The sequence below is a fragment of the Ruegeria sp. Alg231-54 genome (genome assembly GCF_900143525.1).
GTDB lineage: Bacteria > Pseudomonadota > Alphaproteobacteria > Rhodobacterales > Rhodobacteraceae > Ruegeria.
In genome coordinates, this window is record NZ_FREZ01000007.1 from 35529 (window position 1) to 49866 (window position 14338).

General features: G+C 58.7%; 14 protein-coding genes. 13 read left to right on the forward strand and 1 reads right to left on the reverse strand.

Annotated elements, in window-relative coordinates; all coding sequences use genetic code 11:
• Nucleotides 1-11: 11 nt before the first annotated feature.
• The 12 genes from DHN12_RS13520 (at nt 12) to DHN12_RS13575 (ending at nt 12558) form a co-directional block, all read left to right on the forward strand.
• Nucleotides 12-737 (forward strand): 16S rRNA (uracil(1498)-N(3))-methyltransferase, encoded by a 726-nt coding sequence (locus tag DHN12_RS13520; RefSeq protein WP_108860685.1) that lies wholly within the window; start codon nt 12-14, stop codon nt 735-737.
• Nucleotides 734-1582 (forward strand): GNAT family N-acetyltransferase, encoded by an 849-nt coding sequence (locus DHN12_RS13525; RefSeq protein WP_234416641.1) that lies wholly within the window; start codon nt 734-736, stop codon nt 1580-1582. Before DHN12_RS13520 ends, DHN12_RS13525 begins: the two co-directional genes overlap by 4 nt.
• Nucleotides 1579-2106, forward strand: a complete 528-nt coding sequence (locus tag DHN12_RS13530) for a hypothetical protein (RefSeq protein ID WP_058273616.1) — start codon at nt 1579-1581, stop codon at nt 2104-2106. The genes DHN12_RS13525 and DHN12_RS13530 overlap by 4 nt, the downstream gene beginning before the upstream one ends.
• A gap of 64 nt (nt 2107-2170) precedes the next feature.
• Nucleotides 2171-3541: a glutamate--cysteine ligase gene (locus tag DHN12_RS13535; RefSeq protein ID WP_108860686.1), complete on the forward strand. Its 1371-nt coding sequence runs from the start codon at nt 2171-2173 to the stop codon at nt 3539-3541.
• A gap of 64 nt (nt 3542-3605) precedes the next feature.
• On the forward strand, nt 3606-4727 hold the full coding sequence (locus tag DHN12_RS13540; protein WP_234416642.1) for a Hint domain-containing protein: 1122 nt from the start codon (nt 3606-3608) through the stop codon (nt 4725-4727).
• Nucleotides 4728-4792: 65 nt separating this feature from the next.
• Entirely contained in the window at nt 4793-5866 is a 1074-nt protein-coding gene (gene pheS, locus DHN12_RS13545) for a phenylalanine--tRNA ligase subunit alpha (protein WP_108860687.1), read from the forward strand.
• A 30-nt stretch (nt 5867-5896) separates the two neighbouring features.
• Complete coding sequence (locus tag DHN12_RS13550; protein ID WP_108860688.1) at nt 5897-6505, forward strand: hypothetical protein; 609 nt, start codon at nt 5897-5899, stop codon at nt 6503-6505.
• 113 nt (nt 6506-6618) lie between these two features.
• A complete protein-coding gene (locus DHN12_RS13555) occupies nt 6619-7413 on the forward strand; it encodes a PHB depolymerase family esterase (RefSeq protein WP_108860689.1) in 795 nt (264 codons plus the stop codon).
• Between the two features lie 127 nt (nt 7414-7540).
• The gene (locus DHN12_RS13560) at nt 7541-7732 is read left to right on the forward strand and encodes a cupin domain-containing protein (RefSeq protein WP_159090032.1); all 192 of its coding nucleotides are present in this window, start codon (nt 7541-7543) and stop codon (nt 7730-7732) included.
• A 220-nt stretch (nt 7733-7952) separates the two neighbouring features.
• Nucleotides 7953-10349: a phenylalanine--tRNA ligase subunit beta gene (gene pheT, locus DHN12_RS13565; RefSeq protein ID WP_108860691.1), complete on the forward strand. Its 2397-nt coding sequence runs from the start codon at nt 7953-7955 to the stop codon at nt 10347-10349.
• Between the two features lie 81 nt (nt 10350-10430).
• Nucleotides 10431-10877 carry a YtoQ family protein gene (locus DHN12_RS13570; protein WP_108860692.1) on the forward strand — a complete coding sequence of 149 codons (447 nt, stop codon included), beginning with the start codon at nt 10431-10433 and terminating at the stop codon, nt 10875-10877.
• A 73-nt stretch (nt 10878-10950) separates the two neighbouring features.
• Nucleotides 10951-12558, forward strand: coding sequence for a GMC family oxidoreductase (locus DHN12_RS13575; RefSeq protein ID WP_108860693.1), 1608 nt, complete (start codon nt 10951-10953; stop codon nt 12556-12558).
• Here the strand turns inward: DHN12_RS13575 and DHN12_RS13580 are convergent.
• Nucleotides 12539-13237 carry a glutathione S-transferase family protein gene (locus tag DHN12_RS13580; RefSeq protein WP_108860694.1) on the reverse strand — a complete coding sequence of 233 codons (699 nt, stop codon included), beginning with the start codon at nt 13235-13237 and terminating at the stop codon, nt 12539-12541. The genes DHN12_RS13575 and DHN12_RS13580 overlap by 20 nt on opposite strands.
• A gap of 211 nt (nt 13238-13448) precedes the next feature.
• On the opposite strand from DHN12_RS13580, the gene DHN12_RS13585 reads away from it, so the two are divergent.
• Nucleotides 13449-14261 (forward strand): mechanosensitive ion channel family protein, encoded by an 813-nt coding sequence (locus DHN12_RS13585; RefSeq protein WP_373455759.1) that lies wholly within the window; start codon nt 13449-13451, stop codon nt 14259-14261.
• Nucleotides 14262-14338: the final 77 nt, after the last annotated feature.

Here is a 14338-nt window from a genome sequence, read left to right on the forward strand (position 1 = left end):
TGTAAGGTCTCATGAGTGCAAAGATCAGACTGTATGTAGAGCACCCTCTGGGTCAGGGGCAATCGGTTCCTTTGACGCGCGAGCAGGCCCATTACCTGTTTGGCGTCATGCGCCTGTCCGTTGGTGGACAGGTCGCGCTGTTCAATGGGCAGGACGGAGAGTGGCTGGCCGAGGTAATAGAGGCAGGCAAGCGGGGCGGCGTCTTGTCCTGCGTTGAGCAATCCAAACAGCTGCAACTGCCCCCAGATCTGTGGTTCCTGTTCGCGCCGATCAAAAAGGCGCGCACTGACTTTATCGTTGAAAAGGCAGCCGAAATGGGCGCGGCGCGGATCATGCCGGTGCAGACGGAGTTCACCAATTCGGAACGCATTCGTCAGGACCGATTGCAGGCGCACGCCGTTGAGGCGACCGAGCAATGCGGTGGAACATTTGTGCCCGAGGTGGCTGATCTGCAGCGATTGGATCGCGTATTGGAAAGCTGGCCCGGAGGGCGGCAACTGATGTTCTGCGATGAGGCCGAGGTAGGCTCGGCCCTGCGGTTGGCTGGCAATGAAACGGACCAACCCTGGGCTATTCTCATCGGCCCCGAAGGTGGCTTTTCCGAGCGTGAACGCGCGAGGCTGGCCGCGTTGCCTTATTCACATGTGGTCAGCCTTGGCCCGCGCATCCTGCGCGCCGATACGGCTGCCGTAGCGGCGCTGACCATGTGGCAGCAGGCGCTGGGAGACTGGGTGTGAACTGGCAAGAAGCGCAAGGCGCAGACGTTCCAAAGATCGACAGGTTCCTGTTCGAACACATCCAAACGTCCATGTTCCCTCTGGCGAACCTGCGGGACTACGGCTTGCGTGGCTCAGACCCGCGCGCCGTGAACTTGTGGGTATTGGGTGATGGTCCGCGGGCGGTTTTTGGAATCACAAATGAAGGTATGGTTCTGCCGCAATGCCCAGAATGCTCGGACGAAGACCTGAGCCATGCGATTCGCCTGATCCGAGGGCGCAAGTTGTTCGGTCTGGCGGCTGAGGCCACTCAAACCCGTCGGATCATGCAACTTGCAGGGTGGGAAGATCGGCCCGCAACCCTAAACAGCGACGAGCCGGGGTTCTCGCTGGATCTGAGAAATCTTGTCATGCCGGACGCCACCGGCGCGAAACTGGTGCCGCTGGGTGAACTGGACCGATCCATAACAGTGGGATGGCGACAAGACTACCTGATCGAAGCAATGGGCTTTGACCCCGAACGCGCGCAACCTCAGGCACAAAAAGATATCGCTGCCTATATCGAACGCGATTCTCATCGGGCCTTGTTGATGGATAACCAGCCGGTAGGAATGACCGGGTTCAACTCGCGTTTGCCAGAGGTTGTCCAGATTGGGGGCGTGTACACGCCGCCCGATCTTCGGGGGCATGGATACGCGCGACTGGCAGTGGCGCTGCATCTACGCGAGGCGCACAGCAACGGCGCAACCCGCGCTGTTCTGTTTGCCGCTAGCGATGCCGCCGCGCGTGCCTATATAGCAATTGGGTTCCGGCCAGCAGGCCACTATTCCCTGATTCTGTTCAAAAACCCCGAGGACACGGCATGAGTTTCATCCGACCCGAAGCCAAACTGGCCCTGTGGCGCTGGCGCGAAGTGCTGGTGGCAGGGGTCGTCTTGTTGGTCGGCCTCAGCTGGATCGGCGGACCCGGTGGATTGCTGGGTTGGCTGGGCTGGGTTCTGATCGCAGTCTCGGTGGCGCTGGCCGTTATTGGCATTCAACGTGCCCGGTTCCGAACCGGTGCAGGTGGCCCTGGTCTGGTGACCATCGATGAAGGTCAGATCACTTATCTAGGACCGCTGACAGGCGGCATCGTTGCGACACGTGAAATCGAGCGCCTTGCGCTGGACCCGACATCGTCCCCGGCGCATTGGATTTTGGATCAACAGGGGCAGCCGACGCTTCACATTCCTGTGAATGCGGAAGGTGCCGAAGCGCTGTTCGATGTGTTCTCGGCCCTTCCGGGTTTGAAAACTGAACAAATGCTGTCGGAACTGAACGGTGGCGCGACGCATCCTGTGGTTATTTGGGAACGTACCCCTCTGCGTCCGGCCCATTTGAGGCTGCATTGACACTGGCGCGGTTTAAGACCACGACTGACCAAACGACAGACACATCAGGATCGGAGCACGGTTCATGTCCATTCCCCAGTCCGGCGGCGGACCGATCGAACGCCATGAGCAACTGGCCGAATATCTGGAATCGGGCTGCAAGCCCAAACAGGATTGGCGCATCGGAACCGAACATGAGAAGTTCGGCTATTGCAAAGACACGCTGAAACCTCTGCCCTTTGAGGGCGAGCGCTCTATACTTGCAGTGCTGCAGGGGTTGCGCGATCTGCACGGCTGGGCCCCGGTGGAAGAGGCCGGCAAGCTGATCGGGCTGGAAAAGGACGGCGCCAATGTCTCGCTGGAACCCGGTGGGCAGTTGGAATTGTCAGGCGCGCCGCTTGAGACCATTCATGAAACCTGTGACGAGGTGAACGCGCATCTGCGCGATGTGAAGGATATCGCGGACAAGATCGGTGTCGGCTTCATCGGCCTTGGGGCCGCCCCGATCTGGACCCATGAGGAAATGCCGCTGATGCCCAAGGGGCGTTACCGGCTGATGAATGACTACATGGAAAAGGTCGGCACCATGGGCCGGTCGATGATGCGCCGGACGTGTACCGTGCAGGTCAATATCGACTTTGGGTCCGAGGCTGACATGGTGCAAAAGCTGCGCGTCGCGCTGGCGTTGCAGCCTGTGGCAACCGCACTGTTTGCCAATTCCCCGTTCTTTGAGGGTAAGCCAAACGGTCAGAAGAGCTGGCGCAGCTATATCTGGCGTCATCTGGATGATGCGCGCACCGGTATGCTGCCCTTTGTGTTCGAAGACGGGTTCGGGTTTGAGGCTTGGGTCGAGTACGCCTTGGATGTGCCGATGTATTTCGTCTATCGCGACGGCAAGTATATCGACGCGCTGGGCCAGTCCTTCCGTGACTTTCTGCAAGGCAAACTGCCTGCATTGCCGGGCGAAACGCCGACTTTGTCAGACTGGGCGGATCACCTGACCACAGCCTTCCCCGAGGCGCGGATCAAGAAGTTCATGGAGATGCGCGGGGCCGATGGTGGCCCATGGCGGCGCCTGTGTGCCTTGCCCGCATTCTGGGTGGGTTTGACCTATGATCAGGGTGCGTTGGATGCGGCCTGGGATCTTGTCAAAGGCTGGGATGCCAAAACTCGCGAAGATCTGCGGGTTGCCGCGGCCCGGGACGGCCTGCAAGCGCAGGTCGGCGACATCAACATGCACGATCTGGCTGGTGAGGTGGTTTCGATCGCCCAAGCCGGCCTGAAATCCCGCGCCTTTCCTGGCGCAGGTGGGTTGGTACCGGATGAGACGCATTTCCTGAATGCCCTCAAGGACAGTATCGAAACAGGCAAGGTTCCGGCGGATGAATTGCTGGATCACTATAACGGCGACTGGAACGGCGATCTGACCCGGATTTATCCCGATTTCAGTTACTGACCGTCTTTTAGGTCTGTTGCCTTTAGGAGAGTATTTGCCAATTAACGCGATGTGACCTTGCCATGTGGCAGGGTCCTTCGAGTATGATTGGCGGGATATTCCCGAGCGTGATGGCGTCATGGCCCGTATCAGCGAACTGCATTATTCCAATGCCTACGCCGCCCAAAGCGGTGTGTCCGAGTTCCTAGAGGTTGCGCTGAGATCCGATGAGGATCCGGCCAATTTCACTGTGTCCTTCTATCAGGCGAATGGTCAGGTCGGGATCGAAATTCCGCTGGATCACCCTTCGGTTCAGGTCTCGATAGACCCTGACAATAACGAACAGGTCTTTGTGATTTCAGCGGATTTCTTTCCGATCCTGCTGACCGATCCCAATGGCGGCGGCTCTACCAACTATGAGGCCTATGCGCTGACCAATACGTCGACGGGCGAGGTCATTGATTTCTACGATATCGGTGGCGGAACCACTGATATCGTCGCTCAAAACGGGTTGGCCGCCGGGGAAACTTCGGAAAATCTGCCGGTTCTTGTCGGGCCGAACCAAACCACAACGACCCTGCAATTCAATCAGCCCAACCCGGACACACTGGTGCATGCGCCGCTCTCGCCCGGCGATTCAGGCGCACCGTGTTTCGCGGCTGGCACGTTGGTCGACACGCCAGATGGTCCGCGCAGGGTTGAAACTCTGGGGCCGGGTGACCTGGTGCTGACACAGGACGATGGTGCTTGCATCATTCGTTGGGCCGGTGGCCGCACTGTTTCGGGACGGGGTCGGTTTGCACCCGTTCGCATCCGTTCCGGTGCGTTGGGGGCGGAAAGAGACATTTACGTCTCGCCGCAACACCGTCTGCTGGTCGCAGGTTGGCAGGCGCAGCTGCTGTTCGGAGAAGATGAGGTTCTTGTCGCGGCCAAATCAATGGTCAATGACACGACCATCACATCCGCGCCTTGCGACCTTGTCCACTATGTCCACCTGTTCTTTGACCGGCATCAACTGGTGTCGACCTCTGGCCTGATCTCGGAAAGCTTCTTTCCCGGGGCGCAGGGCTTGTCGAGTCTTGACCGCGAAGCCGCAGACGAGCTGTTCGCCTTGTTCCCCGAGCTTTTGGATCAGCCGCAAAATTATGGCCCGACTGTTCGCCCGGTCCGGTGCGGCCCACAAGTGGCAATGCTGCGGGCGATCTGATCCGCCCCTCTTGCTTTCGCAGACTGCTGTGATAGCAGAGCTTCAACAGCATTCAGGGAACCGTCATGGACGATCTTAAGGCAAAATATCTGGGTCAGATCGCCGATGCAGGCGACGAAAACGCGCTCGAAGCGATCCGTGTCGCGGCTGTCGGCAAAAAAGGCGAAGTCGCGCTGAAGATGCGCGAGTTGGGCAAGATGACGCCCGAGGAACGTCAGGTCGCTGGCCCCGCGCTGAATGCCCTGAAGGATGAGATCAACTCGGCCCTGTCCGCCAAGAAAGCCGCTTTGGCCGATGCCGCGCTGGACGAACGCCTGCGCACAGAATGGCTGGATGTGACTCTGCCGACCCGCGCGCGCCGTCAGGGCTCGATCCACCCAGTTAGCCAAGCGACTGAGGAGCTGACCGCGATCTTTGCCGAACTGGGCTTCTCGGTGGCCGAAGGGCCGCGGATCGAGGACGACTGGTATAACTTTGACGCCCTGAACATCCCCGGCCACCACCCCGCGCGGGCCGAGATGGATACGTTCTATATGCACCGTGCCGAGGGCGACAATCGCCCGCCGCATGTGCTGCGCACCCATACTTCGCCGGTGCAGATCCGCTCGATGGAGAAACAGGGCGCGCCGATCCGCATCATTTGTCCGGGCGGCGTGTACCGCGCCGATTATGACCAGACCCACACGCCGATGTTCCATCAGGTCGAGGGGCTGGCCATCGACAAGGACATCTCGATGGCGAACCTGAAATGGGTTCTGGAAGAGTTCGTGAAGGCGTTCTTTGAGGTCGACGATGTCGAACTGCGCTTCCGCGCCTCGCACTTCCCGTTCACTGAACCGTCGGCCGAGGTCGATATCCGCTGTTCCTGGGATAATGGTCAGCTGAAGATCGGCGATGGCGACGACTGGATGGAGATTCTGGGCTCGGGCATGGTCCACCCGAAGGTGATCGCCGCCGGCGGGATTGATCCGGATGTCTATCAGGGCTTTGCCTTTGGCATCGGCATCGACCGTCTGGCGATGTTGAAGTACGGCATTCCGGATTTGCGGGCGTTCTTTGATAGCGACCTGCGCTGGTTGCGCCACTATGGGTTTGCAGCGCTGGATATGCCGAACCTTCATGGTGGTTTGTCGCGTTGAGCGAAGTCGAAGTGGTAACGGCGTGCGAAAATGTGCCGTGATTTCTTCTGGATTGCTCCGCTGGCCGCTGTGCTGGCAAACATTGGAACATTCCTAGTCGGCGTTGTAGCGATCGTTGGGCTGTTTCAATACCAACGCTGGCGGTCGGAGGCCAAGTTACGAGCCCAAGCTGAAGTGGCGCAAACGTGTTTGATTGCCGGTACCAATGCAGATGAGGCGTTAAGAAGCATCCGGGCATTGCCTTGGGGTCGGGGCCTGCCAAAGCGTTTTGATGATAAACTTGAGTACTACGAATACCGATACCGGCAAGTTTTTGATAAGAATGGTATTTTCGAAGAACTTCGGCGAGCTGAAGTGCAACAGGATATCCTGATTGGAAACAATGAGGTCTCTAAGTCTTTCAGTGAGTTTTTTAGCATTCGCGAAAATATTGTTCGGGCAATAAACTGTTTAATTGAAATTGAAGTGGAGCATCGTGAAACTCCGGAAGCGCAGGAGCTGAAAGCGGAATGTGATGTTCACTTGAATGGTCTGGGTAGCGACAAGGACGAATTGGGCCCAAGGCAAGATAATGCAATCCAAACTATAAACGAAGTTTTACGACCGATTGCCAGATATGATCGGAACAGGTTTGCATAGGAGCAATTCTATTGCGCCAGATCGCCTGCGCGGTCTGGCGACGGCGCGGCTTGTTACATGCGCCCACGGGGTTGTGACGTGACAGCGGGCGCAAGCTCGCTAGGGTTCGGCAGATGATTTATCGACTGCTCTGCCTCTTCCTGCTGACCGCCACACAAGCCTCCGCTATCGAAACCTGCCACGGTGATACCGCCTGTCAGGTCGGCGACCGCTCGTATCATGTGCTGGAGCCCGACGGGTGGGATGGTGAAACGCCTCTGCCGGTGTTGCTGCATTTTCACGGCTGGGCGCGGCAGGGGACCGTGGTGGTGAACCATGAACGCATCGCCGGGGCCACGAAACTGCGCGGCGTGCTGCTGGTGGCCCCGAACGGGTTGGGTAAAAGCTGGGATTTCTGGACCTCGGACACGCGTGATGTCCCCTTCGCTGATCGGGTGCTTGAGGACGTCGCCAAACGCTATCCGATTGATCCGGAAAGAATTTATGTCTCGGGCTACTCCTTTGGCGGTGCGATGGCGTGGCGCTATGTGTGCCAGTCGGGCAATGACACGGCTGCTTTGCTGGCGGTCGCGGGGTCGATCCGTCAGACTGAGGACTGCCCGCAAGCCCCGGCCGAGGTGCGCCATGTGCACGGGACCAGCGACACCGTAATGGACTTCCCCTTTGGGCCGGGCGGGGACACGACTTATCCAGTGGCGCTGTGGCGGCAGAAGTTCGGGTGTGAAACAGCGACGCCGCGCGGGGATTGGAGTGTTGTGCCGATCCTGAACCTCAGCCGGGTGGAGTGGACCGATTGCGCACAGGGACAGGTTTCGCTGGATACGCATCCCGGCGGGCATTTCATCCCGCATGGCTGGATCGGGCGACAACTGGATGAGCTTTTGGGACGGGAACCGACCTACCCCTGAACATTTGACTAGCCCGGAATGATCCGAGAATGGAACGGTCCTAATAAGAACCCTGTTTTTAAGCGCCCTGATCCTTGCCACCACACCTGTTCTGGCGCGCGACACCTATCCGCCGGTTGAGGTGCTGTTGCAGACCGATAAATCCGTGATTGGCGAACCACTGGAATACCCGGACGGCACACCGCAGATTACTATGGCCATCGTCACCATGCAGCCTGGTCAAAAAACCGGCTGGCACAGGCACGAGGTCCCGCTGGCAGCTTACATGCTAGAGGGTGAAATCACGGTGGATTACGGGGATGCCGGGACCAAAACCTAAAAAACCGGCGATGCGCTGGTCGAGGCGTTTCGCACACCTCATGCAGGGGTAAACTCCGGGGATGGTATTGCTCGGATTCTGGCGGTGTTTGCTGGTGCGAATGGTGTTTCCAACACGGTCGCGGAAGAGTAGGCGCCCAAGCCCCCCGCACCCTCTTTCCCCTGTCCGCAATATCCGTTACACGCGGTCTGACCCTAGATTTACTGGCGGAAACCGACCGATGAAATTCACTCTTTCCTGGCTGAAAGACCACCTCGATACCGATGCGTCGGTGGATGAGATTGCAGAGACGCTGACCGATCTTGGACTGGAAGTCGAAGAGATCGTGAACCCGGCGGACCGTCTGGCAGGCTTTACGCTGGGCTATGTGAAACACGCGGAAAAGCACCCGGATGCGGACAAACTGCGCGTTTGCACCGTTGCGACCGATGAAGGCGATCTGCAGATCATCTGCGGCGCGCCCAACGCACGCGAAGGTATCACGGTCGTGGTTTGTAAACCGGGCATGTATATCCCCGGTCTGGATCTTACGATCAGCGTGGGCAAGATCCGCGGCGTCGAAAGCTTTGGTATGATGGCCTCGGAGCGGGAACTGGAGCTGTCAGAAGAACATGACGGCATCATCGAGCTGCCCTCGGGCGAAGTCGGCGACAAATTCGTCGACTGGTTGGCCGAGAACGAGCCGGCAAAAGTCGATACGATGATCGAGATCGCCATCACGCCGAACCGCCCCGACGCGCTGGGCGTGGCCGGGATCGCTCGCGATTTGGCTGCACGTGGCGTCGGTACGCTGAAAGAACGCGGCTATACACCGGTGCCGGGTGAGTTCGAAAGCCCGGTCAAGGTGACAATCGACGAGGATACGCTGGACGGTGCGCCGCATTTCACCGGCCGCCTGATCAAAGGGGTCAAGAATGGCCCCAGCCCGCAATGGCTGCAGGATCAGTTGAAGGCAATCGGCCTGCGTCCGATCTCGGCATTGGTGGATATCACCAACTATATGACGTTCGACCAGAACCGCCCGCTGCACGTTTTCGATGCGGACAACGTGCAGGGTAACCTGCGCGTTCACCGTGCCAAAGGCGGTGAAAAGCTGGTTGCGCTGGACGAGAAAGAATACACCCTGCAGCCCGGTATGATGGTGATTTCGGACGATAAGGGCCCGGAGTCGATTGCCGGGATTATGGGCGGTGAGGAAACTGGTTGTACCGAGGACACAGTGAATGTGTTCCTTGAAAGCGCGTTTTGGGATCATGTGCAGATCGCGTTGACCGGCCGTGCGCTTAAGATCAACTCGGACGCGCGCTATCGGTTCGAACGTGGCGTAGACCCTGAATACACGCTGGAAGGGTTAGAACATGCGACGCAGATGATCCTGGATATCTGCGGTGGCGAAGCCTCGAAAGTCGTCGAAGCTGGCAAGGCACCGGATCACTCGCGCGCTTACAAGCTGGACGCTGAACGCGTGCAGTCGCTGGTGGGCATGGACATTCCGGAAAGCGAGCAACGCCAGACGCTCACCCGCCTAGGTTTCCGTTTGGAAGGCGAGATGGCGCATGTCCCCAGTTGGCGTCCCGATATCATGGGCGAAGCTGATTTGGTGGAAGAGGTCGCGCGGATTGCATCCCTGACCAAATTGCAGGGCAAGCCGCTGCCGCGTGTGACGGATGGTATTCCCAAGGCGGTGATGACCCCAACGCAGCGGCGTCAGTCGATGGCGCGTCGCACTTGTGCGGCGCTGGGGTACAATGAATGCGTCAGCTATACATTCATCGATCAGGCTTCGGCTGCCTTGTTCGGTGGCGGGGATGAAGCGACGCAGTTGGAAAATCCGATCTCGTCCGAGATGAGCCATATGCGTCCCGACCTGCTGCCCGGTTTGCTGCAGGCCGCCGCCCGCAATCAGGCGCGCGGGTATGCAGATGTCGCGCTGTTCGAGGTTGGCCCGGTTTTCCATGACGGCGAACCTGGCGATCAGAAAACCCAGATTACCGGGCTGCTTGTCGGTCGCAACGGCCCCAAGGACGTGCACGGTGCCTCGCGCCCAGTTGACGTGTTTGATGCCAAGTCGGATGCCGAGGCTGTGCTGACGGCCATTGGTGCACCTTCCAAGGTCCAGGTCATGCGCGATGGCGACGCCTGGTGGCATCCGGGGCGTCACGGCAAAATTTGTCTGGGTCCCAAAAAGGTGTTGGGTGTCTTTGGCGAACTGCATCCGCGTGTGTTGCAGGCGATGGACATTAAAGGCCCGGCGATGGCCTTCACCATCTGGCCGGAAGAGGTGCCTCTGCCGCGTAAATCCGGCGCGACCCGCGCCGCGCTTGAACTGCGTGATTTGCAGGCGGTCGAGCGTGACTTTGCATTCGTCGTCGACGAGAGCGTCGAGGCGCTGACATTGGTGAACGCCGCAGCCGGCGCCGACAAGGCGCTGGTCGAGGATGTGCGGGTTTTTGACGAATTCATCGGCGGCAGCCTGGGTGAAGGCAAGAAATCACTGGCCATCACCGTGCGACTGCAGCCGACGGATGCGACGCTGAAGGAAAAAGACATCGAAGCGGTGGCCGAAAAGATCATCGCCAAGGTTACCAAGGCAACAGGCGGTACATTACGCGGTTGATGCTTGGCCGCCGCTGGCGGGAGTGTTTTTGAAAAGATGAAGGGGCGGTCGCGCCCTTTCTGTTTTTGCGGAGGACAAAAGATGCTGAACGTTTACCTATCTGGCGAAATCCACACCGACTGGCGGGAACAGATCATTGAGGGTGCTCAGGGTCTGGATATCACTTTCAACAGCCCGGTCACCGATCACGGGGCCAGCGACGATTGCGGTGTGGCCATTCTGGGGGCCGAGCCGAACAAGTATTGGCATGACCACAAGGGCGCGATGGTCAACGCGATCCGCACGCGCAAGGGTATTGCGGATGCCGATGTGGTCGTGGTCCGGTTCGGCGAGAAGTACAAACAGTGGAATGCAGCCTTCGATGCGGGTTATGCTGCGGCTTTGGGAAAGTCCTTGATCGTACTGCACGGTCCTGATCACCAGCACGCGCTGAAAGAAGTGGACGCTGCGGCGCTGGCTGTGGCCGAGCACCCGGGCCAAGTGGTTGATGTGCTGCGCTATGTTCTGACTGGCGCCCTGCCAAAATAACTCACGCTACGTTTCGCTTGCCTGATTTCAGGGCACTTTCTACCGTCTGATAGGGCAGTAGGGGAGAGCAGCCATGGAATTCGATTACGTCATCGTGGGCGGCGGGTCCGCTGGTTGTGTGATGGCCGCGCGGCTGAGCGAACAACCAGACACAAGCGTTTGCCTGATCGAAGCGGGCGGGGCGGGTGAGGATCTGGTGATCCGGGCTCCCGCCCTGGTGGCGGCCATGGTATCGGGGCGACCCAAGCTGAACAATTGGGCTTTTCAAACGGTGCGCCAGCCCGGGTTGAATGGTCGGAAAGGGTTTCAGCCACGCGGCAAGGCGCTGGGGGGCTCATCGGCGATCAACGCGATGCTATATGTGCGTGGGCATCCCAGCGACTATGATGAATGGGCGGATTTGGGGTGCGAAGGTTGGGATTGGAAGAATGTCCTGCCTTACTTCCGCAGGGCCGAGGGCAATGCGCGCGGTGCCGATGATCTCCATGGCGGTGATGGTCCCTTGCACGTGTCGGACCAGTCTGAGCCGCGTGCCATCTCTCATGCGTTTGTCGAAGCCTGCGGCCAGCAACAAATTCGCGAAACAAAGGATTTCAACGGGCCGGAGCAGGAAGGCGCAGGCCTGTATCAGGTCACGCAGTTCCACGACGGGGCGCATAAGGGTGAACGTTGCTCGGCAGCTGCGGCCTATTTGCGGGGCGTCAAAACGCGACCCAACCTGACAATCATGACAGGGGCAGAAGCCCAGAAGATCCTTTTTGACAAAAAGCGCGCGGCTGGCGTGTTGCTGCGTCAAAAAGGCAAAGAAGTCGAAATTCGCGCCCGCCGGGAAGTCATCCTTTCGGGGGGTGCTTTTGGTTCGCCACAATTGCTGATGTTGTCCGGTATCGGGCCCGAGGCCGAGTTGAAACAGCACGGTATTCCTGTTCTGCACGACTTGCCCGGCGTTGGTCAGAATCTGCAGGACCATCTGGACTATGTCCTCAGCTATCATTCGAAACGTAAGGATGTCATCGGGCTGACCCCGGGCGGGCTATGGAACCTGGCTAAGGCGGGGTTGGACTGGCGCCGCACCGGAGAGGGGCTGTTTGCGACTCCCTTTGCCGAAGGCGGCGCGTTCTTCAAATCTGATCCATCCGTTTCCAAACCGGATCTTCAGCTGCACTTTGTTGTCGGAATCGTTGACGACCACATGCGAAAGATTCACTTGCCGCACGGGTATTCGTGCCATGTCTGTGTGTTGCGCCCGTTCAGCAGGGGCAGCGTTGGGCTAACCTCGGACCGGGCAGGAGAGCCGCCGCGTATTGATCCGGCTTATCTCAGCGATGACCGCGATCTGGATCTGTTGAAGCGTGGGGCTCGTATCATGGAGTCAATTCTCGAATCCGAGCCGCTGGAACCCTGGCGCAAAAAGCGGCTCTATGCCCATGACGGCAGTGATCAGGCCTTGGAGGCTGATATCCGCAGCCGTGCCGACACGATTTATCATCCGGTGGGCACCTGCAAGATGGGTTTCGACGATATGGCCGTTGTCGATACCGAAGGCCGGGTTCATGGGGTCGAGGGGCTGCGGGTGGTGGACGCATCAGTCATGCCGACTTTGGTCGGCGGCAATACCAATGCGCCCACCATCATGATTGCCGAAAAGATCGCCGAAGCAATCAGTCCCGGGGCGGCGTAACCAGGCCTTTTTGCACCGCGGGTCGCTCCAGGAACCGGTCGAGATACGCCACCAGATTGGCGTGGTCTTCCCAACCAACAAGGTCGTGCGCATTGTAGAATTCGAGCCCGCGCAGCCACGGCGCGATTGCGATATCGGCAATGGAATAGTCTCCGGCAATCCAATCCTGGCCTTCAAGCTGTTGGTTCAGGACATTCAGCAATCGCTTGGCCTCGTTCACGTAGCGTTCGCGGGGGCGCGGGTCTTCGATCTCGCTGCCCGCGAATTTGTGAAAATAGCCCAGTTGCCCGAACATCGGACCGATGCCACCCATCTGGAACATCACCCATTGGATCACGCGATATTTGTCGGCTTTGGTCTGACCCAGAAACTTGCCGCTTTTCTCGGCGAGATATATCAGGATCGCTCCGCTTTCGAACAGACCAATGGGTTCTCCGTCCGGGCCATTCGGGTCGATGATCGCCGGGATTTTGTTGTTGGGATTCAATGACAGGAATTCGGGGCTTTTGACATCCGAGTCCGAAAGCGTAACCCGATGGGCTTCATAGGGCAGGCCGGTTTCTTCCAGCATGATCGACGCTTTGACACCGTTCGGCGTGGGGAAAGAATAGAGCTGAATCCTGTCGGGAAACTGCGCGGGCCAGCGGGCCGTGATCGGGTGAGAGGCGGTGTCCAGCATGGAGGGCTCCTGTCATGGGTTGCCAGCAATAGGTAGGTACAATTGCCCAGTCTTGCCAGTATCCGGGCTGTGCATACAAGGTCAGGGGCTGTGTACGTGAGAACAACGGGGAAAACCTGCGTATCTCACACCTAGACCGAAGCGCGCTTATGGACCACTATTCCGCCAATCCCGTGCTGAGAGACGCGGGTTCGCCGTGAATCGAAAGGAGATGCGCGTGGATGAGGTCGTAACACAGGTGGGTGCCTATGCCCCGCTGATCATAAGCGCGGTCAAGGCGCTGGTCGTACTGATCCTTGGGTGGATCATTGCTGGCGCCATTGCCGGTGTAGTCCGGCGCCGGATCAATGCGACACCGCATATTGATCAGACGCTTGGGAATTTTGTCGCCAGCCTGGTGAAGTGGGTCATATTGGCAATGGTGCTGGTTGCCGTCCTGGGCATCTTTGGCATTCAGGCGACAAGCATCGTCGCCATTCTGGGTGCTGCTTCTCTGGCCATCGGTTTGGCTCTTCAGGGCACGCTGAGCGATCTTGCTGCGGGCGTTATGCTGGTCGTCTTCCGCCCCTACAAGCTGGGTCAGTATGTCGATATCGGCGGTACCGCAGGCACTGTTAAGGATCTGAACCTGTTCACGACCGAGCTGGTGACGCCAGATAACGTTCAGATCATCGTTCCGAACGGGCAATCCTGGGGATCGATCATCACCAACTACTCGGCGCATGACACGCGGCGTGTCGATCTGGTGTTCGGCATCGACTATGGCGATAGCGCTGATGAGGCGATGAAGATCATTCTGGATGTGGCAAAGGCCGATGACCGTATCCACAGTGATCCGGAACCTTGGGTGCGCGTGACAAATCTGGGCGACAGCTCGGTCGATCTGACGGCGCGGCTGTGGTGCGCGGCCGCGGATTATTGGGATGTGAAGTTCGAGACTACCAAAGCCGTGAAGGAAGCGTTTGACGCCAAAGGCGTTTCGATTCCCTACCCGCATTCTGTGGAAATTCACAAAGAAGGGTAAATGCTCCCGCCCGTCGCGCGGGCATTGGAAATGCCCTCCTGCGATTGGACCCGGCGTCGCGCTTTTAGCGCGGCGTT